Below are 22,167 nucleotides of genomic sequence, written 5' to 3' on the forward strand. Positions count from 1 at the left end.
TTTTTATATTTTCAAAAAAGGCGCCTTTCCATAAATGGAAAGGCGCCTTTTGAATTCTAGCAGAACTGTGCTTGCCAGCTTATTTATCTCCTCGGGCTTAGGCCATCGTTGCCGCGCTGCTCTCCAGTGAAGCTCTCCAGGCCCGCAGCATCTGCAGATCCTGCGGCAGGAATTCTTCAAGCATATGGCTGAGGCCCAGGTAGAGCGGGCTGTCCGTCGCCGCGTTAAAACGGCTGCAGAACTGCGGTGTCCATTTCAGCAAATGCTCTTCAAGGAACCGTTCCTGAATGTCCAGCAGCTCCATGGCGCTGCGGATGGAGAAGCTGTTAAACAGCATCCGCTCATGCATCACGGCCATGAATTCAAGCTCAATCGCAATATGGTCATCCGCTTCCCCGCTGCATTTCTTGAAGACAATCCCCGCCGAGGCATAGACATCGGAGAGTACATTACAGAACTCCTGCTCACGGCCGAGCTCCGCTGCTTCGCGTGCAACAAAAAGGCTTACCGGACGCTCATTCATCAGTCTGGTGTACTCAAGGGTCTCCTTCTCGCAGATCATCAGCAGCTCTGACGGGTCCTGGCTGCACAGGTAGCGTTTCAATTCCCGTCCACCCTCCGTCATTTCAGCAGCCATGGCCATTTGCCGGTTGGTGCTCCACCGAGCAACGAGTGAAAGCGATGGTTTACGACCGTAAAAATCAACTAAGATCTGATATATTAATCCCCGGCTCTCCAGCCAGCGGCTAAAAACCTCCGGAACGACAAGCGCTGGAACAGTTGGTATCGTCATTTGTAAAACCTCCCTATTGGTTTGACCGAGGCGCAAGCCTTTAAGGAGCTTAATAACTGCCGCGCTTCCGGTATCATAGCTGTATTCTTTCCGCATAAGGTCAACATCATCGCCAAGCCCTTTTTCTTGGGCACCTTTATTATATCGAAAATGTTAAGCGCTTTCAGTGAGCATTCTATGACCAAAAACTTAAATTGTCGTACTTCTGTCAAAATTAGACTGTGCCTTTCTGTTTCTGTCCCCTATTATTTAGATGGGTTATTAGATTGACGGAAGCCATAGTAATCTTTAAAATTTAAATAAAAATGCAACAACTGAAGGGAGAGGCCTATGGAACCGCTGACGGACCCTTTTGGACGTTTACATGACTATATCCGCATTTCGGTTACCGACCGCTGCAACCTGCGCTGCATTTATTGTATGCCGGCGGAGGGAATGCAATTCCAGCCGCAGGACGAGATTATGAGTTATGAGGAAATTACCGCTGTGGTGAAAGCGCTGGCGCCGCTCGGGCTGAGCAAGGTGCGGCTCACCGGCGGAGAACCGCTGGTCCGCAAGGATCTTGAGCAGCTTGTAGCCATGATTGCCGCCATCCCGGGCATTGATGATATATCGCTGACCACCAACGGCCTGATGCTTCCCGCCAAAGCCCTACTCCTGAAGCAGGCAGGTCTGTCACGGGTGAACATCAGCCTGGACTCCCTGAAGCAGGACCGCTTCTCGATGATTACACGCGGCGGCGATGTCGCCAAGGTGCTGAAGGGCATCGAGGCCGCCGAGGCTGCCGGACTCTCTCCGATCAAGCTGAATGTCGTGCTGATGAAGGGTATTAATGATGATGAAATCAAAGATTTCATCTCCCTCACCCTGAACAGCCCGCTGAACGTGCGCTTCATCGAGTACATGCCGATCGGCAGCGCAAGCGACTCCTGGCGGCAGACTTATCTGCCGCTGGAGACGGTCGTTGAGGCATGCACCGCTGCAGGCTGGGAGACCGAGGAAGCAGATATGCCTTCCGGGAACGGCCCTTCGCAGAACCGGCGTGTCGTCGGGGCACGCGGTACCTTCGGGCTGATCCATCCGGTCAGCGAGCATTTCTGCGACAACTGCAACCGGCTGCGGCTGACGGCTGACGGCCATATCAAGGCCTGCTTGTACTGGGCGGATGAATACAATGTCCGTCCACTCGTTCAGGATCCTGCCGCTGTGCAGGCATTATTCCGCCAGGCGCTCGGCAACAAGCCCCATAATCACGAGATGGCGCTGGCGCTGGAGAAAAAGGCGCAAAGCCATACCCCGACCGCGCGGCGCATGTCGCAGATCGGCGGATAGCGCTGGTATATACGCAGAACAAATAGACCCCCTCCTGCATCAGGAGGGGATCTATTTGTGAATGGTTATTTCATTGCTCCAGTGGCATCCACGCCTACAATGTTCTCCATAACTGAAGACTCATATAGATCGCAATGGCCCAAATTAGCAAGGCCGACCCCTGATTCATCAGCCGGATCAGTCTGCCTGAAGTATCCGCCCGTCCAAGCATCCTTCCCGCTGCCGCTAAGCCCAGGAACCATACCCATGACACTCCGGCGGTTGCTGCAGCGAACCCCCAGCGCTCCACGCCTTCATAGCCGAGGGAGCCCGCACCGATGACACCCACTGTGTCCAGCAGGGCATGCGGGTTCAACAGAGATACGGACAAGGCATAGCCAATCTGCCCTTTAGGGGAGAGCTGTTTCATGTTCCCTGCAGCTGGAGCAGCCGACCATATCTGCCAGCCCATGAACATCAGGAAAAGAACCCCCGCTCCATAAACAACAGGTGCCAGCCATTCCAGTGTCAGAAGCAGCAGTGAGACCCCTCCGACAGCAGCACCGATGAGCAGCGTATCACACAGAGCCGCGGTTATAACCACTGGCAGAACACTGCGAAACCGGGGATGCAATACTCCCTGGTTGAAGACAAATATATTCTGTACACCCAGTGGTAAAATCAGTCCAAAGGCCAAGATTATTCCGTGTAAAATAGCATGTGTCATCCTTCCGGCTTCCTTCCATCTGCGCTGTGTTTAACTAGTGCACGGTCAGCTTCAGCCTTCCGCGGCAGTACTGATCTTACACCCGCGCTTACATTCCGGTAACCATCCAAACTCCAATGACACACCCGACCAAACTCTGAAAAGCCTCCAATACATGATATACTCCGGTTATAAGAGTCCGGTAGTGAACCCGTTATTCATTTTGCAAAAAAGGAGCCTGTCCGTTGAAATCTGAGCACCCGTCAGACTATCCAGCTTCATATTCTCCGTTTGCGGATACAGGGGGCGAGTGGGCACCCGATCCGGCTTCGCCCCTGCCGCTGCACAGGCAAATTTCCGCCTTCCTCATGGCCAAAATCAGCAGCCGGGCCTGGCCTCCAGGCATGAGGCTGGCCCCGCAGCGTGAGCTCTGCCGCCAGCTTGGTGTCAACCGCAGTACTTTAGTAACTGCGCTGGGGGTACTGGCTGAGCGGGGGCTCATTGAAGGCAGACGCGGCGGCGGAACCCGGGTCACCGCTGTGCAGGCTGACGGGAAGGCTGAAGGCGCTAAGCCTTTCGGCAATTGGAATGACTACTTGGAGGAGGGCACCCACTACCCTAATCTGCCTGCAGTACAGGCTATCAACCGGCTGGAGTATGAGCCGGGCCTGATCCGGCTCGGCACCGGTGAGCCTGCGCCCGGGCTGCTGCCCGGGGCAGCCATGACCCGGGTGCTGGCCGAGCTGGCCGCCCGGCCGCTGCCGCCGCTGTCCTATGAGGAGCCGCTAGGCAGCCCCTCCCTCCGCCGCGCCGTAAGCCGCCAGCTGCTCAAAAGCGGAATTGCGGCAGACCCCGCCTCCATTCTGATTACCTCCGGCGCGCTCCAGGGCCTGCAGCTGATCGCGCTGGGCCTGCTGCCCCGCGGCTCAACCATCCTGCTGGAGAAGCCGTCCTACTTGTATTCCATTCATGCCTTTCAGTCTGCAGGCGTGAAATTCAGCGGCCTGCCTATGGATCAGGGTGGTTTGCTTACCGGGCGCATAGCTGCGGAAGCCTTGCGTACTAAGGCGGCAATGCTCTATACCATTCCAAGCTTTCATAATCCTACGGGGATTGTCATGGATCGCGAGCGGCGGCAGGCGGTCATGGAGATAACAGGCGAGCTTGGTCTGCCCATTCTCGAAGACGGAGCTTATCAGGAGCTGTGGCTTGATTCCCCGCCGCCACCGCCGCTGAAGGCACTCGACCGTGCAGGAAGAGTGCTGCATCTGGGCACACTCTCCAAAGCAGCCAGTCCGGGCCTGCGCATCGGCTGGATCGTCGGCCCTGAGCCGGTCATCCGCCGGCTCGCCGACATTAAGATGCAGACCGACTACGGTGCCAGCTCCCTGTCTCAGCTCGCCGCAGCGCGGTGGCTGGACGGGGGCTATCACGAGGAGCATCTGACGGTGCTGCGCGGTAAGCTGCGCGAGCGGCGTGAATTCATGCGGCAGCTGCTGCAGGCCCATTTCACAGAGCTGGCCACATGGAGCATTCCGGCCGGAGGCTTCTATATCTGGCTCTCGCTGCATAAGCCGGTGCCGCTTCGCCGGCTCTTTACCGCAGCGCTTCAGGCCGGACTGCTGCTGAATACCGGGGATTTATACGACCGCGGGGACAGCCGGCATCTCCGGCTGTCTTACGCCTATGCATCGCCTGAAGAGCTAAGCCGCGGCTTACCTGCTTTAGCTGGCATTATCAAACAAAACATCAACTGACACTCATAGGTTGGCAATGCACCCTATGGGTCGTTCGATGTCTTGTGACGTACTATTTAAGCTGCTGCGGCAGCCGGACTACAAAAGCCGTCCCCTCACCGGGGCGGCTTGTTACGCTTATGCTGCCTTCGTGGAGATCGACAATTTTCTTCACCAGTGACAGTCCCAGCCCGCTTCCGCCTCCGCTTGCGCTCCTGGCTTTATCTACTTTATAGAAACGCTCAAAAATCCGCGGCAGCTCCTCCTCGGTGATGCCGATTCCGCTGTCCCGGATCTCCACCTCGACCCCTTGCTCCAGCGTCTGGAGCCGGACAGCAATCTGTCCGCCCTGCGGAGTGAATTTGATGCTGTTATGCAGCAGATTGGTCCACACCTGGCTCATGAGATCCTGAACGGCATAGACCGCCGTCTCCTCAAGCTCAGCCTCCACTTCGATATCCTTGTCCAGCCACTGCGGCTCGGAAGCGAGAATCATCTCACGCAGCTGCTTATCCAGCCGGTAGGGCTTGGCTTCGAACGGAAAGCTGCCCGCCTCAAGTAGAGACAGCTTCAGCAGATTGTCGCTGAGTCCCGACAGACGGCTGGCCTCCGCTTCGATAATGTCCAGATAATGCCGCCTGCTCTCTGCACTCAGCCCCTCATTCTGGAGCGCGCGGGCGAAGCCCCGGATGGAGGTTAGCGGTGACTGGATCTCATGCGAGACATTGGAGATGAAATCCTGGCGCATGATCTCCATCCGGCTCAGTTCGCTGGCCATCTCATTAATCCCCTCCACGATGCTGCCGAACTGCCCGTAGCGTTTGCTGTTCTCCAGCTCCACCTTGAAATTCCCCTTGGCGATTTGCCGCATCGCGGTAATGATCGGGATATAAAAGGCTCTTTCGTCCCCTCTCAGGCGTCCGACCAGCGCTGCGGTTCCGGCCAGCAGGAACAGAATGAGAAGCTGCAGCACCATTGTCAGCAGCTGGGACTTATAGGGCGTAAGGGACCAGTTCCAATGCTTCTCCAGCAGCTTCACCCCGAAATACCCGCCGTTCCAGGAAAGATAGAAGCCTGTGAGCATCACGAGGATTCCCATAACCGCTTTTACAATCTCCCCGGCTCTGCTTTCCCTCATCTATTTATCCACCTCCAGGCGGTAGCCCAGCCCGCGGAGCGTGCGGATGGTGAATCCGCAGGTTTCCCGGGGGAACCGCTCGCGCAGCCGCCCCACATGCACATCCAGCGTCCGTTCATTACCCTCAAAATCATAGCCCCAGATTTCTTCGATCAGCCGGTCGCGTGTCAGCGTCTGGCCGGGATAGCTGGCCAATTTAAACAGCAGTTCGAATTCCTTAAGCGGCAGGGTGAGTTCGCCTAACTCCGAAGACACCTCATAGGTTTTGCGGTTCATCCGTAAGCGCCCGACCATGACGCTCTGTGCCGCGGAAATCTGATACCGCTTCAGCAGCGCCCTTACTCTGGCAATCAGCACCAGCGGCTCAAACGGCTTAACCAGATAATCATCCGTGCCCAGCTCAAAGCCTCTGACGATCTGCGAGGTCTCCCCTTTGGCCGTCAGCATCAGAATCGGAAAATCATAGCGTCTGCGCAGCTCGCGGCACAGCTCCCAGCCGTCCATCCTCGGCATCATTACATCAATAATGGCCAGGTCTGCACTCTTGTCCTCTAGCAGCCTCATAGCCTCCACACCATCAGAAGCACTGTATACGTCGCCCATTCCCTCAGCTCTCAGAAAGACTTCCACCAATTCGCGGATATGCGGATCGTCGTCTACCACCAGTATTTTGGGCATGATCAGCTGATCCCTCCTCTGCCTGGCCGTTCTCCGGCTCCGGTGTGTTCATTTGCAGCTGCTGCGCCGCGAATTCACGGTACAGCTCATGACTGCGCAGCAGTTCTTCATGAGTGCCTCTGCCGGTAATCCGGCCTTTTTCCATAAAAACAATCTGATCCGCGTTCACAACTGTTGCCAGCCGGTGGGCAATGACAATCGTCGTCCGGCCTTTCATCAGATTCGATAGGGCCTTCTGTACCACTGCCTCGGACTGGCTGTCCAGACTAGAGGTCGCCTCATCCAGCATCAGAATCTGCGGATCGCGCAGCAGCGCCCGTGCAATGGCAATCCGCTGGCGTTGACCCCCGGACAGCTTCACGCCGCGTTCGCCGACATCGGTCTGGTATCCGTCCGGCAGCTCCTCAATGAACTTGTCGGCATAAGCCATCACCGCCGCGCGGCGCATTTCCGTCTCACTAACCTCCCGGTCCAGCCCGTAGCCTAGATTATCGGCAATCGTGCCGGCGAGCAGCGGGCTTTCCTGGGAGACGTACCCGATCAGCCTCCGCCAGGAGCGCAGTGAGAACGTGGATACAGGCTTACCGCCCAGTTTAATACCACCATGCTCCGGTTGATAGAACCGCTCCAGCAGTGAAAATAAAGTGGTTTTCCCGCCGCCGCTCGGGCCGACAATCGCTGTTACCTGGCCGGGCTGCATCGTGAAGCTGACCTTATTCAGCACCTGCTCTCCCGTCTTATATCCAAAGCTCAAGTCTTCTATTACGATAGGAGCATCCACTTGAGCAGCTTCCTCTGCCCCTTCGTATACCTCCTCTTCCGCCGCCAGCGTTTCAATAATCCGTTCCGAAGCGCCTTTGGCCTTCTGGATTTGGGTAAAGAACTGGGTCAGCTGGGTTAGCGGCATTACAATCTGGATCAGATACAGGATAAAAGCAACCAGTTCCCCTGCAGTTAAAGCGCCCGAAGATACCTGCATCCCCCCGTAGCCGATAATCACCACCAGCAGCATCATGAACACGAAGGAGACGAGCGGACTGATCATCGCGCTGATTTTCCCCTCCCGGATGCCAAAAGAGAGCAAATTCATAATTCCGGTCCGTCCGGCCTCATATTCCCGCTGTTCCGCCCCGGAGGATTTCACCAGCCGGATTTCCGAGAGTACCCCGCTAAGCGTAGCGGTAAAAGAGGCCGTTTCGTCCTGCGTTCCTTTGGAAATTTTGTACATCTGCCGGCCCAGCGGGACAAGAATGAGTGCGGATAACGGGAGCACCGTAAACAGCACCAGCGTCATTTTCCAATTCAGGTACAGCAGCACGGAAATCGAGCCGACAATCGAAATGACGCCGGTGAACAGGCTGGCCAGATGCTCAGAGATAAGTGTTTTGAGAATCCCGGTATCATTCGTCATCCGGCTGACGCTTTCGCCTGTGCGATTATCGTTGAAATAGGACACCGGCAGGACGAGGAACTTGCTCCACAGCCTGTCGCGCAGCGCAGCTACGGTCTTCTGCCCCACATAGTTCAGCAAATAGATCGAAACACCCCCGGCAATCGTCTGGGCGATAAAGGCTCCGGCGATTCCGGCAATCTGCAGCTTGCTGATCGAAGAAAGGGAGAAGCCGTCAACCAGATTCTTAGTGAACATAGGGATAACAAGACCAACCAGGGTTGAGATCATACTGAGCAGCACAGCGAGCGTGAGCAAGCCGTAGGAAGGTTTCGTCTGATGCAGCAGCTTCAGGAACGGCTTCATCGCCGCACCCTGCCGTTTCTGCGGGGATTTAGTGTTGTCCATCGGAATTCCTCTTTTCTGGCGGATTAATCTTTGGGAGCCATATTCATGCTTCTCCGCCTGGCCACTATAATAGGCTTGCAATTTAAACTGAAGTTAAACGGATATCCGAAAATACTACCCGTTTGCGGGACGATGTGCCAGCAGCACGGCAGCGGCATAATCCTCCGGTGTGTTCATGTTGTACAAAGGGGAAGGAGTCAGCGGGGCTGACGAAAAGCCGGTTTCCGGCACATAGAGAACATCCAGCTTTTCAAGAAAATCCGTCACCTTGAAATTCCCGGCGCTAAGCGCGGCTTCGAGTGCCGGAAGCACCCTCTTATGATACAGCCCAAGCAGGGGCTGTACCCGGCCTTGGCAGGATACAGCCACTGCAGCATCTGCCCCATGGCGACCCGATGTTCCGCTGCCCTGCGGATAAGCCTGTGCATGATAGCGGAGTATATACTGCAGGAACTCCGCAGAAGCAAACGGCAGATCACAGGCGGCGACCAGATTCCATTCATTCCGGGAATGGGTAAGTGCTGCATGCAGTCCGGCCAGGGGGCCGCAGCCCTGATATTCGTCGGCAATCTGCGGCAGCCCGAGGAAGCTGTACTCCCGCCGCTCCCGTGGGCCGCAGGCAATGACCGTGCTGCCGGCCAGGCTTGACAGCTCGTCTGCCAGCCTGGCAATCACGGGTCTTCCGGCAAGCTCAAGCAGCGCTTTGTCACGGCCCATTCGCCTCGAGGCCCCCCCTGTCAATAGAATTCCCGTATACTGTGGCATCCTGTCCTGTCCTCCTGCTGGAATTTTTTATATTCTGAAACGGTCCTATCTTTAGTAATCCCATTTAGGGTTATCGTATCAGACTTTGCTGTGTGAAGACAGATCGTTGTCTATCCGCCCTCGTCCAAAATCTTGGTTTGTATCCCTTTTCAACAAGTGTTACAGTGATAGAAGCGGCCTATTCTATGGTGCTGCTAATAAATGTAAGGCATCTGGCGGGAAAGGAGTGCCAAATTTGCGGGAGAATTTTAATAAGCAGCAATCGTTCACCTCTCTGAAATGGTTTAACTTCTTTGTGTACGGGACTGTTGTGCTATTTACCAGCTTCTTTCCGCTCTACCTGCAGGATGTCGGAATGAACAAGGTTGAGATCGGAAGCCTGATGTCTGTAGGCGCGCTGGTTTCCATTGTGGCCAACCCGTTCTGGGGCATTTGGAGTGACAAATATCAGAATATCCGGCGGATTGTCCTCGTCATGCTGACAGGAACGCTGGTTTTATCGCAGCTTGTGTTTCAGGCGCATACATATGAGATGATCTATATCTCCATTCTTTTCTTTTACTTCTTTCAGGGCCCGCTGTTCGCTCAGAGCAACACGATGATTCTCAGCTATATCGAAGGCACCCATCACCGTTTCAGCTCCTTCCGGCTGTGGGGATCGCTCGGCTGGGCGCTGACCGCGATTCTGGCCGGTCCGGTTATCGAATGGGCAGGTGTTTCCGTGCTCTCCTATCTGTTCGCGGCACTGCTCTGTTTGGCGATGCTCGCACTGGTTACGCTGCCGAAGCTGAACCACTCTATCGGGATTGCCCCGCTGCCGTTCAAGGGCTTCCGGCAAATTTTTTATAATCCGTTCTTTCTGTGCTTTATCTTCTTCGGCATCCTGGTGTCCATCCCGAATACGATGAACAATACCTTTGTGTCGCTGTACATCACCGAGCTGGGCGGAAGCAAAACCATGATCGGACTCGCCGTATTCCTCTCCGCCATTCTCGAAATAGGAGTTCTCGTACTGTGCGACCGTTTCCTGAAACGCCAAATTTCTGTGCTGCTCGGCTTACTGGCCGCAGTGAGCGCCTTGTTCCTTGTACGCTGGTGGCTGATGGCCGGGTCGACTACGCCGCTTCAGGTAGCCATGATCCAGATTCTGCACTGCATTACCTTCGGCGGATTCTTCTATGTCGGCACACAGCTGACGATGCTGCTTGTCCCGAAGCCTTACCGTTCTTCCGGACAGGCCCTTTACACCCTGACCTGGAGCGGGATTTCAGGCATTCTTGGCGGTGTGCTGGGTGGATGGCTGTACCAGAACCTCGGGGCGCAGAGCATGTATCAGTCCGGTGTATTCCTTACCTTCATCGGAACCCTCGGCTTCGGCATAATGGGCCTGTTCGTCAGCCGCGGGGGCTACCGGCCTCCGGCAGAGCACGAGGACGAGTTATCGGATTTCGAGCATTGAAGCAATTGTGCAGTGCAGGACAGGACGAAACAAAACACAGCACAGCTGGCCGGATGTCATTGACCCGGTAAACGCTGAGACCTATAATCAAAAAAACGGACGAAGAACGTCCCGTACTCCACGCTTCATGGGGTGCGGGACGTTTTGTATTTTTACAGAGGAGGTTAATGAGGATGGGGTTTGCAGAAGAACATCAAAAGTGGCTCGCATACCACAAAAAAATAAGAACCGGAGAACGTCTGGACCGGCTGGAGCGCGGGCATAGTCATGGTGAAAAAATGTTTGTGGAGCGGGTATGGTGGCCCATTTTTGGTCATTTGGATGATCTGCACCCGGAGTATGAGGTTTTGGATTGGCGGGGGCGGCCATATTTTGTTGATTTGGTGTGGAAACCGGGCCAAGTGAAGTTTGCCGTCGAGATAAAAGGCTATGGGCCCCATGTGCAGCATACGGACCGGACCCGGTACCGGCAGGAGTTAAATCGGGAAACCTATCTGCAAATCGCCGGATACCGTGTTGTCTCGGTGCCATACGATGATCTGGAATCCACACCGGAGCTGACGATATCCCTGTTTAAATCTTTGCTGATTCCATATTTGCTGAAGAATGCGGATGGTGTGAGGAGTCAGTATACAAGGCTGGAAAGGGACATTCTGCGCATGGCGGCGCGCTCTAACGGGCTGATCCGCCCTGTTGATCTGGTGAAGGAGCTTGGAGTCAATCCGCGTACAATAAGGAAATTCATGAAGCAGCTGTGTGAAAAGGGGAAATTCAGACCCGTACCAGCCGAGGGCAGTAATAGGATATGCCGGTATGAGTATATTCACTCATTATTGGATAATGAGATATGGTAATTTGTAGCTAAGTGGCCGTATGAGAGGTACTAATACCTCTGATTTACAGAAAGTGAGCTGGGTGGCGGCATGAGAGGCACTTATACCTCTGATTTCGCGGAAGGTGAGCTGGGTGGCGGCATGAGAGGCACTAATACCTCTGATTTCGTGGAAAGTGGGCTAGGTGGCCGTATAAGAGGCACTTATACCTCTGATTTCGTGGAATGTGGGCTAGGTGGCGGTATGGGAGGTACTTATACCTCTGATTTCGTGGAATGTGAGCTGGGTGGCGGCATGAGAGGCACTTATACCTCTGATTTCGTGGAATATGGGCTAGGTGGCCGTATGAGAGGCACTTATACCTCTGATTTTGCGAAAAGTGAACTGGGTCCCAGCATGAGTTGCCCTTACCGCCGCTTCCACCACAGTTCGAGGCCGAACACATGCTGAGAACAAACAAAGAGGCTGTCTCCACCATTTATAAATGGGGAAACAGCCTCTAATTAATTATTCAGCCTTATTTAGCGGGCTGGAACGAGCTTTTCAACGAAACGACCAGATTGAACACGGGATGTCCAGGGGTCGAATATTTGCTGTCCACGTTGAAGTAACCGTGGCGGAAGAATTGGAACTTGTCCTGTGGTACGCTGTCCTTCAGCCCAGGTTCCACGAAGCCCTGCAGGATCTCGATGGATTTCGGGTTGAGCTGATCCAGGAAGCTCGGCTCCGGCTTGTCTGCGGATGGCTCAAGACCTTCAACTTCGGCCTCTGCATCGGCTTCTTCAGCGGAAATTAGCGGCTCGTAGAGGCGGAATTCCGCCGGAACAGCCTGGCTGGCATCCACCCAGTGCAGGGTACCCTTGACTTTTCGGCCGGTAAATCCGCTGCCGCTCCGCGTCTCCGGATCATACGTGCAGTGCAGCTCCACAACTTCACCGTTCTCGTCTTTAATGAACTCATTGCACTTGATGAAATAGGCATTCTTCAGGCGCACTTCGTTACCAGGGAACAAGCGGAAATATTTGTTCGGCGGAATCTCCATGAAATCATCACGCTCAATATAGATTTCCCGGGAGAATGGAATCTGGCGGTTGCCCATTTCAGGATTCTCCACATTATTCTCAATCTCAAAATATTCCGTCTGGCCTTCCGGATAATTCGTGATAACCACCTTCAGCGGCCGCAGCACGGCCATCGTCCGGGGCACGGTTAGCTTCAGATCCTCACGGATGAAATGCTCCAGCATCTGCAGATCCACAAGACCCTGACTTTTGGAAATACCGGTCTCATGCACGAAGCTGCGGATGGCTTCCGGAGTATATCCCCGGCGGCGCAGACCGGAAATGGTCGGCATGCGGGGATCATCCCAGCCGTCCACATGGCCTTCATCCACGAGCAGCTTCAGCTTGCGTTTGCTTGTTACCGTCTGGGCGAGGTTCAGGCGCCCGAATTCGTATTGATGCGGCACAGCCGGCATCTCACATTCAGCAATAACCCAGTCATAGAACGGGCGCTGATCCTCGAACTCGAGGGAGCACAGAGAGTGGGTCACACTTTCAATCGCATCCTCCAGCGGATGTGCGAAGGTATACATTGGATAGATGCACCAGGTATCGCCTGTATTATGGTGGTGGGAGTGCGAAATCCGGTAAATCACCGGGTCACGCAGATTGATATTAGGGGAAGCCATGTCAATCTTGGCACGCAGCACCTTCTCGCCGTCCTTAAACTCGCCTGCACGCATGCGCCGGAACAGATCCAGACTCTCTTCGCTGCTACGCTCACGGTACGGGCTGTTCTTGCCGGGCTCAGTCAATGTGCCGCGAAGCTCACGGATTTGATCAGCCGAAAGGTCATCCACATAGGCTTTGCCCTTACGGATCAGCAGTTCGGCGCGCTCATACATTTCCCCGAAATAATCAGAAGCAAACCGCAGCTCATCCCATTCGTAACCGAGCCACTTCACGTCCTCCTGAATAGAATTTACATATTCCGTATCCTCTTTCAGCGGGTTCGTGTCGTCGAAGCGCAAATTGGTCTTGCCGCCGAATTCATCAGCCAGTGTAAAGTTAATCCAGATCGCCTTGGCATGTCCGATATGTAAATAACCGTTCGGCTCCGGCGGAAAGCGGGTGACCACTTCCTTTACTTTACCTGAGCTCAAATCTTCGGTAATGACATTCTTGATGAAATTGGAGGGTGTTCCACGGTTCTCCACAGCTATCAACCTCTCGTTCTGTAATATTTCTTCTTCCTTGTATGAACATGTTTCCTATTAATATACCCGTTAACCGTAGAATGATCAATGAAATGGGGAATTAAGCCATCCCGGATAGCCCTTTGACTTCCCTCAAGGCGATAGAGTAGCATGGAAATTATAAAGCTTTGTCATTTATCTGCTTATTTATACTTTCTGATATTCAAAAAAAGGGGGACTTATCGCAATGAAGCCAATTAAGCTGCCTAAAGAGCAGCGCGATCTAATTACAGAAAATATCCGTGCCTACTTCGAAGCCGAACGCGGCGAGACGATCGGCCATCTCGCTGCGGATAACCTGCTCGAATTCTTCCTGAAGGAGCTGGGACCGGCCATCTATAACGGCGCACTCAGCGACTGCCGCACCCTGGCCGTACAGCGGATGCAGTCACTGGAGGAGGATATTTACGCCCTCGAATGGAAAAAGCGTTAAGCACCATACCGGCCTTGTGCCGTACAAGGAGGCAGCCGCATGTTTAATTATGTGATAGATGATGAGCTTGTGCTGAAGCTGCTGATGCCGGAGCATGCCCGCCAGATGTTCGCCCTGGTCGAACGCTCACGGCTGCGGCTGCGGCAATGGCTGCCTTGGGTTGACGGAGTAACCGAACAAGCCCATATCGCATCATTTATTCAAAATGCCGCCAAGCAAGGCAGCGAAAATGGCGGCTTCACTGCCGGACTGTGGGTCCGGGATGAGCTGGCCGGCATTATCGGCTATCATCAGATCGACTGGCAGAGCCGTTCGGTCGGCATCGGCTACTGGCTGGGGGAAGGCTACGAGGGCCATGGCTACATGACCAGCGCCTGCCGGGTCTTCATAGACTACGCCCTGCTGGAAATGGAACTGAACCGGATCGAAATCCGCTGTGCGACCGGCAATAAAGCCAGCCGGGCGATCCCTGAGCGGCTCGGCTTTGTGTTCGAAGGTGTGCTGCGCCAGTCGGAAAAGCTGCCGGGCGGCTATGTGAACCATGCCGTATATGGCCTGCTGCGCAGCGAGTGGAAGCTGCTCGGGTAAGGCTGAGAAAGCACACTTCCTCCGGCGGACTCTGCCGCATTCACACACAAATAGCCTGGAAGCTAAGTCACTTCAGGCTATTTGTGCTGCCCTAAGCAGAATTCCGGCAGGTGCTGTCTTGCCGGTTGTCTCCCGTCCAGGTTAACCGACCTTACTCCCGCTCCATCCAATTCTGGAAATCATGACGGATGCCTTCTGTCAGTGATTCCAGCGCCGACAGCTCCCTAAGATCCGTCTTGTCCTTCCGGCCGACTTCCATTGCCCGGAGCACCCGCCGGACCGTGAACACTCCTTCACCGGACCCGACTTTCACAACAGCGTCACCCGCTGCAATCACGCCCTCACGCAGTACCCGAAAATAGAAGCCGCTGTACCCTGTAGCCAGCACCTTGGCCGGCATATCGGCCGGACCATGCTTCTGAGAGAGCTTGAAGCATGGGAACCGGGGCTGGCTGACCTGCAGCAGGCAGGAGCCGATCTCGTACACATCCCCGATGCAGACCTCAGTCTCCAGCAGTCCGCGGACTGTAAGATTCTCACCGAAGGCGGAATTCTCCAGCTTCTTGCCAAGCTGCTCCTCCCAGTAAGCATAATGCTCAACCGGATACACACAAACCGCTTTGTCCGGACCGCCGTGGTTGACCAGATCTGCCTGTCCATCCCCATCGAACCCTCCGGTATGCAGACGAACCGGCCCCATCGCGGGCAGCTTGTAAATTCCTGTTTCCAGCGGCTTGCCGCGGTAATCTACCTTTACCGGCTTACCCACATTAAGCGAAATGACTTCCATCCTTATTCCCTCCAGTCAGCATACAGCACATAAAGACTTCATCCACATAATGTCCGCTGAGATAGAACTCATCCTTCAGCCGGCCCTCCTCGTGAAACCCGCATTTGCGGTAAAAGGCTAAGGCCGGCTCATTACTCGACAGTACCCGCAGACGGAGCTTGCGGATTCCGTGCGCTGCCGCATGCCGTTTGATCGCTTCAATTAGCATACCGCCAATGCCCTGCCGCTGAAACCGCGGATGCACGGCGATATTTACCTCACACACATGCCGGTTGCTCTCCATGCCGCTCGGGCAGCCAAAGCCGACATATCCGCATAGCACCCCTTCCTGCAGGGCGACCAGCTGGGAGCCTGGAGGCGCATGCAGCAGATAATCCTCACGCGAACGCCACATCAAAGGGCCCGGTGTCGTATCCTCCGTCCAGATCATGTTGTCCAGCACGATCAGCTCCCGGGCATCCTTGATTTCGGAGGGCCGGATCGTAAGCTGGCCCCCATTAACTTGTTGCATAGCTCTTCCACCCCTTGCCTTACCTTTAAAAAATCTCTAGGTTCTTATCCTGCAAGTTCATTCCATTTGCATCCATTATACCGTATTTTGTTCCAGTGTACGGGCTGAACGGTTGACATATGCATGGACGATAAAGAAGCCTACCGCCAATACTGCCATTCCGCAGGCGAGCCATGCGGTGGGCGCAAGCCCGCCGGTATCATACAGGCTGCCCATTAGATACGGCCCGATAACTCTGCCGGCAGCACCGATTCCTCCGCTGAGGCCCAAATAGAATGGGGCATTCCGGCCGGCATAATCCGAGATAAAGGCCGGGGTTGCCGGTGAAATCAGCATCTCGCCCAGCGTTGCCAGCAACATCGCCAGCACCATGCCGGGATAGCTAGGCATTAACAGAATAACTGCGTATCCGCTCAAATAGAATACGGCACTTGCCGTCATCTGGGCGGTTGAGGTTCCGGCAAACCAGCGTTTGATGAGGCTGACCAGCGGCTGGGCGGCAAAGATCAGGATACCGTTGAGCGTCCACAGAAAGCTGTACAGGCTTTTGGACCAGCCCTCCGAAATAATAAATGGCGATACGCCTGTATTCCAGACCGAGTTGCCAAGCAGGAGGAACATGGAGCCAAGCGCCATATACAAATAGATCCGGGTGTTCCCCATCAGCTTCCAGCCTGACTGGTCCCGGTGGCGGGACCTCTGCTGCAGTTCATTATGAGCCGGAGCATTGCCGATTTTTCGCAGATAGACCAGGAAAAACACAGCGAATATAGCCGAGGTTAGCCCGTTCATCACAAAGCTCAGCTTATAGGAAAGATCAGCCAGCACCCCGCTGAGCCCGGTGCCCAGCGCCACCCCGATATTATTCGCAACATAGATTACATTGAAGAGCTCCCCGCGCCGCTCTGCAAAGCGGAAGCCGACAAAGGCCTGAATCGCAGGCTGCGACATGGAGTTAAACAGCCCCACGAGACCCATAACCACCATGAATATGTGCCAGTTTCCGCTTGCCGCAGGCAGGGCGAACAAAGCGAGGGCATTCATGGCCAGACCGCCGACAATCAGCTGTTTCACACCGACCTTATGATAGAGCGAGCCGCCCAGCAATTGTCCGAATATTCCCCCAAGCGATTGAATAACAATAACGAGTGCAGCATCCTTCATGCTGCGTCCCAGCTCATCGAATACATACATCGTTACAAGCGGCCACATGAGTGCACTGCCGGTCGCATTGACGAGACTTGCGATCAAAAATACTTTGACTTCCTTCGGATAGTCTTGCAGAAACTTCATGACTTGTCTTTCATCCCCTGTTACATATATGTCTTAATTCCATCCAGTATCCGCCCAAAACAGGGTGAAGGGCAAGCTTATGCATTGACGTTATGACGCGTCACTCGAACACAGAACGTTTGATGTTTCTTAATCTAAAGCTGCATAGAACCGGGTGAAACCAAGGCCTGCTCCCGCTTCTTGACTTCAACAGTGGACGAGAAAAAGGTCGCCCCACCGTCCATGTCGCTCAGCCGGTCCGGCGTTAACACATTCACACGCTGCCTTGTTCCTTCGCCTTCCCACCACAGCCCCTGGCTGATCACTGTACCCGGCAGCATTTTCTCTGTAACCATAGCCGTGAGTTCTACGATACCTCTGCCGTTATACACGGTAATATCATCACCGTCTGCAATATCCCGTGCCGCCGCATCCTCCGGATGAATCTGCAGTGCCGGTTTTTTCTCCATCTTCTTATGCTTGTCCACATTACCGAACGTCGAATTCAAGAAATTATGGTTCGGCGGGGAAATGAACATCAGCGGATACGCTGCTCCCTGCTCCGGACGCCGCATCCCGTCATACCCTTCCTTCAGCGGAGTATACTGAGGCAGTGGAGGCAGGCCGGCCTGCTCCATCGCTTGGGAATAAAGCTCGATTTTGCCCGAAGGGGTAGGCAGGTTCTCCAGATAATGCGCTTTAGGCTTCATGTCCAGCTTGACGAACCGTTCCGCCATCAGCCGTTCCAGCGTGACCCCGTTCATATACGGATTGCTGGGATGGTCAAGCGTCTCACGGATCATCTCAAGCTCGGACTGGCCGAAGATTTCCGGTTCAAAGCCCATGGCCTTCCCCAGCAGCGAAAAAAGCTCCACATTGCTTTTGCACTCGCCCTGCTTCTCTAGAACAGGCTCCTGGAGCTGCATATAATGATGCCAGTAAGAGCCGAATAAATCCGTATTCTCAAAAGTCGAGGTGGCCGGCAGCACAATATCGGCATACAGCGCCGTGTCGGTCATAAACAGATCATGCACAACCGTGAACAGATCCTCACGGGCAAAGCCTGCCTTAACCTTATCGGCATTAGGGGCAACCACAAGCGGATTGCTGCAGTAGACGAACAGGCTCATAATCGGCTGCTCTTTCAGCTCCAGCGCCTCGCCGATCCGGTTCATATTTATGCTGCGTCCCCGCGGATTGCTCCGCAAATCGGGACGGGCCAGCGCCCGGGCGTTGGTCGAGGAATAGGCGCCGTTGGACTTGACCGCCCCTCCGCCCGGCTTCAGCCACGCGCCGACCAGCGCCGGCAGACAGGCGATGCTGCGGACATTCATCCCGCCATTGTCGTGATGCTGCAGACCGTTGCCGATATGGATATACGGAACCTGCGCTTCGCCATACATCTTGGCAAGCTGTTCGATATCCTGCACAGCCACGCCGGTAATCTGCGACACCAGCTCTGGTGGGTAGCCCAGCGCCTGTTCACGCAGTTCCTTATGTCCTACTGTGTACTTTTCAAGAAAGGCATCGTCTGTCAGCCCGTCCCGGAACAGAATATGCATCAGTCCAAGCGCCAGTGCGGTATCTGTACCGGGGTAGAGCGGCAGGAACCAGTCCCCCCACTGGGCTGTCCGGTTGCGGTGCACATCAATGACTACTACCTTCGCGCCGCGCTTACGCGCCTGCTCCGCGAATACGACCTGATGCATGTTGGTACTCACAATATTGCCGCCCCAGACGATAATCAGATCGGCATTTACCGTATCCTCCGGGCTGGCTCCCCCGTCCATTCCCATAGTGTACACCCAGCCGGCCGTGCCGGCCGCGCTGCAGATTTTGGCATCCAGCCGGCTTGCGCCCAGCCTGTTAAAGAAGCGCCGGTCCATGCCGCCCACGCTGAGCACGCCCATATTGCCGTAGAAATAGTACGGGAGGATGCTCTCCGGCCCGTATTCCTGTGACAGCTGCTTGAAGCGCCCGGCAATTTCCGTAATCGCTTCATCCCAGCTGATCTGCTCGAAAGCTCCGCTGCCCTTTGGGCCGGTGCGGCGGAGGGGATGCATCAGACGCTCGGGATGGTGTACGCGCTCCGCCATGTTCCGCACCTTATTGCAGATGGCTCCCCGGGTCACCGGATGCTCGGAATTACCTTCTACTTTTACAATTTTTCCATCCTGTTTATGCACCAGCAGTCCGCAGGTGTCTGGGCAATCCAGTGGACATACCGCCGGAAATATGCCGTCCTTGCTATGCTTCAAGGCAATAGTCCTCCCTTTTGTATTGGGTATGATGATCTCTTGAGTTCATAATATAGCTTATCTTTTCATTGTAAGCCCAGCTCTTCCGGGCGTAAAGAAAATAGCTGTAAACGCCCTGTTTCGTTCTAAGAATCCCCGGGTAATAGAACATATGAAACACTCCCTATTTATTCGCCGTGAGCCCGATTTCGTTCCCCCGAGTCGGATATGCACGGCGAATTTTGTGTTGTCCATATTAGAGAATCCCCATATTAAAAAGACATTCCCTGGGCGTTCCTCCCCACACATCCGCATAAGCGGACTGGAGAAAAACAAGCACAAGGAATGTCTATGACAGTAAGCGTATCTTATAAGTTCAATTCAGGCTGCCTGAGCCTGTAACTTAAGCGTGTTTCTTCACACCGGAAGCAGCTACGCCTTCTACCGCTTGAACAGCTGCAGGCGTTTTGCGCAGATAAGCCATATAATAAGCTGCCCCTACAAAAATAGCTCCCCCGGTGAGATTGCCGAGCCAGACCGGAGCAAAGTTGCCGAAATACTGGGCCCAGGTGAAATGTCCTTCGAATATAGCAGCAGGGATCAGGAACATGTTAGCTACAACGTGCTGGAAGCCGATAGCTACGAAGGCCATCGTCGGGAACCAGATCCCGAGAATTTTGCCGCTGAAATTATCCGCTCCGTAGGAGAGCCAAACTGCCAGTGCTACCAGCCAGTTACAGCCAATCCCCGAGACAAAAGCCTGCAGGAAGGTTACATCAATCTTATGTTCGGCCATATCGACCAGTTTATCCAGGTACACTCCATCTGCCGTAAGACCGACCACGTGACCGAAGAAATAAGCAACGAACAATGCACCTGCCAGGTTGCTGAGCGTAATCAGCACCAGGTTCTTGATCACTTCCCAGAACGAAATCTTCTTCGCCATGAATGCCAGCGGTACCGCCATCATATTACCTGTCAGAAGTTCCCCTCCGGCAAGCAGCACCAGAATAAGCCCTACCGGGAAGACGGAAGCCCCGATAAAGTTAGCGATGGAGCCCCATTCCTTCGGAGCGCCGGCAATGACGCGAATATCCAGTAAAAATCCGAGCGCAATAAACGCTCCTCCCAGAAAACCGAGAATGAGTACAGCGGCAAGCGGGTTGTGGGCTTTCTTGATCCCGTTCTCTACCGTGACCTCGGCGATCTGCTGCGGTTTGTTATAAGCCATGATTCCTATCCCCTTCTATTTACTTAAAATTTGTTCCTTTATGCCATTGTAGCGTGATCCCAATCACATTTACGTGATAAATGTCACCTCAAGAAAGACTTCGTGAAAGTTTTCACTGACATGTCAAATTTACCTTAGGAAGGAGAAGGTGCATAGGATAAAAAACACACGGGGGCAATTTTTCAGAGTCCGTGCAGACAGCACAAAAAAACCGGAGCTGCGGCTCCGGTTTTAAGCTTTTTATTATACAGTTACGGGTTCTTTACGCTCGATAGTTTTCGGCAAGGCCTGAAGGCCGGCTGTATTCAGGAAGTTCCAAGGCTTGTTGTAATGCGGCTGGAAGAAGAAATCAATGAAGGCCAGCTGGTCTACGGTCATACGGTTCTGAATGCAGACCGACACGGTATTGATCGATTGGGTCAGATCCATCTTGGACATAATCTGTGCACCGAGAATCCGGCGGGTACCGCGGGCATAGACCACTTTCAACTGCACCTGTTCAAAAGTTGGCATAAATTCTGGACGGTAGTTGTCGGTAATCATTACGCTTTCTACATCCATACCTTCAGCCTTCGCTGCATCCTCAGTCAGACCAGTGCCGGCGATGTTATCTTCATATATTTTGATTCCCGAAGTTCCCTGTGTTCCCATGTAAGGAATGGTGTTCTCCACCAGATTGCGGGCGACCAGTGTTCCCATACGGACGGCATTTGTTGCCAGCGGGATATAGGCATGCTGTCCGGTCGGGTTGTAATGGATCGCACAGCTGTCACCGGCAGCGAAGACATCCGGCAGGCTGGTCTGCATATAGTCATTGACCATGATGGCGCCATTAGGCAGCATATCTACCTGCCCCTTCAGCAGCTCTGTATTCGGACGGAAGCCGATGCAGAGGATAACCAGATCTGTCTCATGCTCGCCTTTGCTCGTAATCACTTTGGTCACTTTACCGTTCTCACCGGCAAATGAGCTTACCTTTTCACCGAGCGCCAGCTTAATACCGTGATCCTCAAGCGACTGCTGGATCGGAGTGGTGAATTCTTCATCCAGATATTTGCTGAGGATGCGGTCCTCGCCATCAATCAGCGTAACCTGCTTACCGTTCATCTGGAAGGCCTCTACCAGCTCAACGCCGATATATCCGGCACCAACAACCGTAATTCTGTTGACCTGTTGTGCTCTTTCAATAATGGTATTGGAATGGTTATAGTTCTTCGAGAGCAGAATGCCGTCCAGCTCCATGCCTTCCAGCTTCGGAACGATCGGCCATGAACCAGTCGTCATGATCAGCTTGTCATAGGAATCATTGAATTCCTCACCGGTCGCCAGATTGCGGGCGCGCAGCGTTTTGCCGGCTGTGTCTACCTTGATGACTTCATGGCGCATCTTAGTGGTAACACCGAGTTCAGCAAGCTTTTCCGGTGACGAATAGAACAAGCCCTGCGGATCTTTAATGACTCCACCCACATATAGAGCAATACCGCACGACAAGAAGGAAATATTATCATTGCGTTCGTAAACCGTAATCTCGGCATCCGGGTAAAGCTGTGCGGTATTAACAATTGCGGCGGTTCCGGCATGGGTACATCCAATGACTGCTACTTTCATGATTTCTTCCTCCTCCAAATTGA

Annotated in this window: 19 protein-coding genes; 6 read left to right on the top strand and 13 right to left on the bottom strand. The window is 54.1% G+C overall.

The window, feature by feature from the left end; translation table 11 throughout:
• Window positions 1-97: 97 nt before the first annotated feature.
• The gene (locus JRJ22_RS27270; protein WP_206102318.1) at window positions 98-793 is read right to left on the bottom strand and encodes a TorD/DmsD family molecular chaperone; all 696 of its coding nucleotides are present in this window, start codon (window positions 791-793) and stop codon (window positions 98-100) included.
• A 330-nt stretch (window positions 794-1,123) separates the two neighbouring features.
• Between JRJ22_RS27270 and moaA the strand changes: the two genes are divergently transcribed.
• The gene (moaA, locus tag JRJ22_RS27275; protein WP_054942318.1) at window positions 1,124-2,125 is read left to right on the top strand and encodes a GTP 3',8-cyclase MoaA; all 1,002 of its coding nucleotides are present in this window, start codon (window positions 1,124-1,126) and stop codon (window positions 2,123-2,125) included.
• A gap of 94 nt (window positions 2,126-2,219) precedes the next feature.
• On the opposite strand, the gene JRJ22_RS27280 is transcribed toward moaA, so the two are convergent.
• A complete protein-coding gene (locus JRJ22_RS27280; RefSeq protein ID WP_332461353.1) occupies window positions 2,220-2,801 on the bottom strand; it encodes a LysE/ArgO family amino acid transporter in 582 nt (193 codons plus the stop codon).
• 254 nt (window positions 2,802-3,055) lie between these two features.
• Between JRJ22_RS27280 and JRJ22_RS27285 the strand changes: the two genes are divergently transcribed.
• Complete coding sequence (locus JRJ22_RS27285) at window positions 3,056-4,567, top strand: aminotransferase-like domain-containing protein (protein ID WP_332461354.1); 1,512 nt, start codon at window positions 3,056-3,058, stop codon at window positions 4,565-4,567.
• A 52-nt stretch (window positions 4,568-4,619) separates the two neighbouring features.
• Here JRJ22_RS27285 and JRJ22_RS27290 read toward each other — a convergent pair whose 3' ends face one another.
• The 4 genes from JRJ22_RS27290 to mobA form a co-directional block, all read right to left on the bottom strand.
• The gene (locus tag JRJ22_RS27290; protein WP_232380971.1) at window positions 4,620-5,684 is read right to left on the bottom strand and encodes a sensor histidine kinase; all 1,065 of its coding nucleotides are present in this window, start codon (window positions 5,682-5,684) and stop codon (window positions 4,620-4,622) included.
• On the bottom strand, window positions 5,685-6,362 hold the full coding sequence (locus JRJ22_RS27295) for a response regulator transcription factor (RefSeq protein ID WP_206102320.1): 678 nt from the start codon (window positions 6,360-6,362) through the stop codon (window positions 5,685-5,687).
• The gene (locus JRJ22_RS27300) at window positions 6,292-8,160 is read right to left on the bottom strand and encodes an ABC transporter ATP-binding protein (protein ID WP_206102321.1); all 1,869 of its coding nucleotides are present in this window, start codon (window positions 8,158-8,160) and stop codon (window positions 6,292-6,294) included. Before JRJ22_RS27300 ends, JRJ22_RS27295 begins: the two co-directional genes overlap by 71 nt.
• Window positions 8,161-8,274: 114 nt before the next feature.
• The gene (gene mobA / locus JRJ22_RS27305) at window positions 8,275-8,925 is read right to left on the bottom strand and encodes a molybdenum cofactor guanylyltransferase (protein WP_206102322.1); all 651 of its coding nucleotides are present in this window, start codon (window positions 8,923-8,925) and stop codon (window positions 8,275-8,277) included.
• Window positions 8,926-9,160: 235 nt separating this feature from the next.
• Here mobA and JRJ22_RS27310 point away from each other — a divergent pair, with 235 nt between their 5' ends.
• The gene (locus JRJ22_RS27310) at window positions 9,161-10,384 is read left to right on the top strand and encodes an MFS transporter (protein WP_206102323.1); all 1,224 of its coding nucleotides are present in this window, start codon (window positions 9,161-9,163) and stop codon (window positions 10,382-10,384) included.
• A 173-nt stretch (window positions 10,385-10,557) separates the two neighbouring features.
• Window positions 10,558-11,238, top strand: coding sequence for a DeoR/GlpR family DNA-binding transcription regulator (locus JRJ22_RS27315; protein ID WP_206102324.1), 681 nt, complete (start codon window positions 10,558-10,560; stop codon window positions 11,236-11,238).
• A gap of 496 nt (window positions 11,239-11,734) precedes the next feature.
• Here the strand turns inward: JRJ22_RS27315 and JRJ22_RS27320 are convergent, their stop codons facing one another.
• On the bottom strand, window positions 11,735-13,435 hold the full coding sequence (locus JRJ22_RS27320; protein ID WP_206102325.1) for a glutamine--tRNA ligase/YqeY domain fusion protein: 1,701 nt from the start codon (window positions 13,433-13,435) through the stop codon (window positions 11,735-11,737).
• A gap of 226 nt (window positions 13,436-13,661) precedes the next feature.
• Between JRJ22_RS27320 and JRJ22_RS27325 the strand changes: the two genes are divergently transcribed.
• Entirely contained in the window at window positions 13,662-13,907 is a 246-nt protein-coding gene (locus tag JRJ22_RS27325; RefSeq protein WP_206102326.1) for a DUF2164 domain-containing protein, read from the top strand.
• Window positions 13,908-13,946: 39 nt separating this feature from the next.
• Entirely contained in the window at window positions 13,947-14,495 is a 549-nt protein-coding gene (locus JRJ22_RS27330; RefSeq protein ID WP_206102327.1) for a GNAT family N-acetyltransferase, read from the top strand.
• 151 nt (window positions 14,496-14,646) lie between these two features.
• Here the strand turns inward: JRJ22_RS27330 and JRJ22_RS27335 are convergent, their stop codons facing one another.
• The 6 genes from JRJ22_RS27335 to JRJ22_RS27360 form a co-directional block, all read right to left on the bottom strand.
• Window positions 14,647-15,300: an MOSC domain-containing protein gene (locus JRJ22_RS27335; RefSeq protein ID WP_408637913.1), complete on the bottom strand. Its 654-nt coding sequence runs from the start codon at window positions 15,298-15,300 to the stop codon at window positions 14,647-14,649.
• Entirely contained in the window at window positions 15,266-15,796 is a 531-nt protein-coding gene (locus JRJ22_RS27340; protein WP_206102329.1) for a GNAT family N-acetyltransferase, read from the bottom strand. Before JRJ22_RS27340 ends, JRJ22_RS27335 begins: the two co-directional genes overlap by 35 nt.
• A 75-nt stretch (window positions 15,797-15,871) precedes the next feature.
• Window positions 15,872-17,089: an MFS transporter gene (locus JRJ22_RS27345; RefSeq protein ID WP_206102330.1), complete on the bottom strand. Its 1,218-nt coding sequence runs from the start codon at window positions 17,087-17,089 to the stop codon at window positions 15,872-15,874.
• Window positions 17,090-17,223: 134 nt separating this feature from the next.
• A complete protein-coding gene (locus JRJ22_RS27350; protein ID WP_206102331.1) occupies window positions 17,224-19,326 on the bottom strand; it encodes a molybdopterin-containing oxidoreductase family protein in 2,103 nt (700 codons plus the stop codon).
• Window positions 19,327-19,708: 382 nt separating this feature from the next.
• Entirely contained in the window at window positions 19,709-20,536 is an 828-nt protein-coding gene (locus tag JRJ22_RS27355; RefSeq protein WP_206102332.1) for a formate/nitrite transporter family protein, read from the bottom strand.
• A gap of 243 nt (window positions 20,537-20,779) precedes the next feature.
• On the bottom strand, window positions 20,780-22,144 hold the full coding sequence (locus JRJ22_RS27360) for an FAD-dependent oxidoreductase (RefSeq protein ID WP_206102333.1): 1,365 nt from the start codon (window positions 22,142-22,144) through the stop codon (window positions 20,780-20,782).
• Between the last annotated feature and the right edge of the window lie 23 nt (window positions 22,145-22,167).

It is taken from the genome of Paenibacillus tianjinensis (assembly GCF_017086365.1).
Classification (GTDB): domain Bacteria; phylum Bacillota; class Bacilli; order Paenibacillales; family Paenibacillaceae; genus Paenibacillus_AQ; species Paenibacillus_AQ tianjinensis.

Excerpts from the sequence above, each read along its gene's own strand:
- JRJ22_RS27270 (WP_206102318.1), bottom strand. The coding sequence starts at position 793 with ATGACGATACCAACTGTTCCAGCGCTTGTCGTTCCGGAGGTTTTTAGC.
- moaA (WP_054942318.1), top strand. The coding sequence starts at position 1,124 with ATGGAACCGCTGACGGACCCTTTTGGACGTTTACATGACTATATCCGC.
- JRJ22_RS27290 (WP_232380971.1), bottom strand. The coding sequence starts at position 5,684 with ATGAGGGAAAGCAGAGCCGGGGAGATTGTAAAAGCGGTTATGGGAATC.
- JRJ22_RS27295 (WP_206102320.1), bottom strand. The coding sequence starts at position 6,362 with ATGCCCAAAATACTGGTGGTAGACGACGATCCGCATATCCGCGAATTG.
- JRJ22_RS27300 (WP_206102321.1), bottom strand. The coding sequence starts at position 8,160 with ATGGACAACACTAAATCCCCGCAGAAACGGCAGGGTGCGGCGATGAAG.
- mobA (WP_206102322.1), bottom strand. The coding sequence starts at position 8,925 with ATGCCACAGTATACGGGAATTCTATTGACAGGGGGGGCCTCGAGGCGA.
- JRJ22_RS27315 (WP_206102324.1), top strand. The coding sequence starts at position 10,558 with ATGGGGTTTGCAGAAGAACATCAAAAGTGGCTCGCATACCACAAAAAA.
- JRJ22_RS27325 (WP_206102326.1), top strand. The coding sequence starts at position 13,662 with ATGAAGCCAATTAAGCTGCCTAAAGAGCAGCGCGATCTAATTACAGAA.
- JRJ22_RS27330 (WP_206102327.1), top strand. The coding sequence starts at position 13,947 with ATGTTTAATTATGTGATAGATGATGAGCTTGTGCTGAAGCTGCTGATG.
- JRJ22_RS27340 (WP_206102329.1), bottom strand. The coding sequence starts at position 15,796 with ATGCAACAAGTTAATGGGGGCCAGCTTACGATCCGGCCCTCCGAAATC.
- JRJ22_RS27345 (WP_206102330.1), bottom strand. The coding sequence starts at position 17,089 with ATGAAGTTTCTGCAAGACTATCCGAAGGAAGTCAAAGTATTTTTGATC.
- JRJ22_RS27355 (WP_206102332.1), bottom strand. The coding sequence starts at position 20,536 with ATGGCTTATAACAAACCGCAGCAGATCGCCGAGGTCACGGTAGAGAAC.
- JRJ22_RS27360 (WP_206102333.1), bottom strand. The coding sequence starts at position 22,144 with ATGAAAGTAGCAGTCATTGGATGTACCCATGCCGGAACCGCCGCAATT.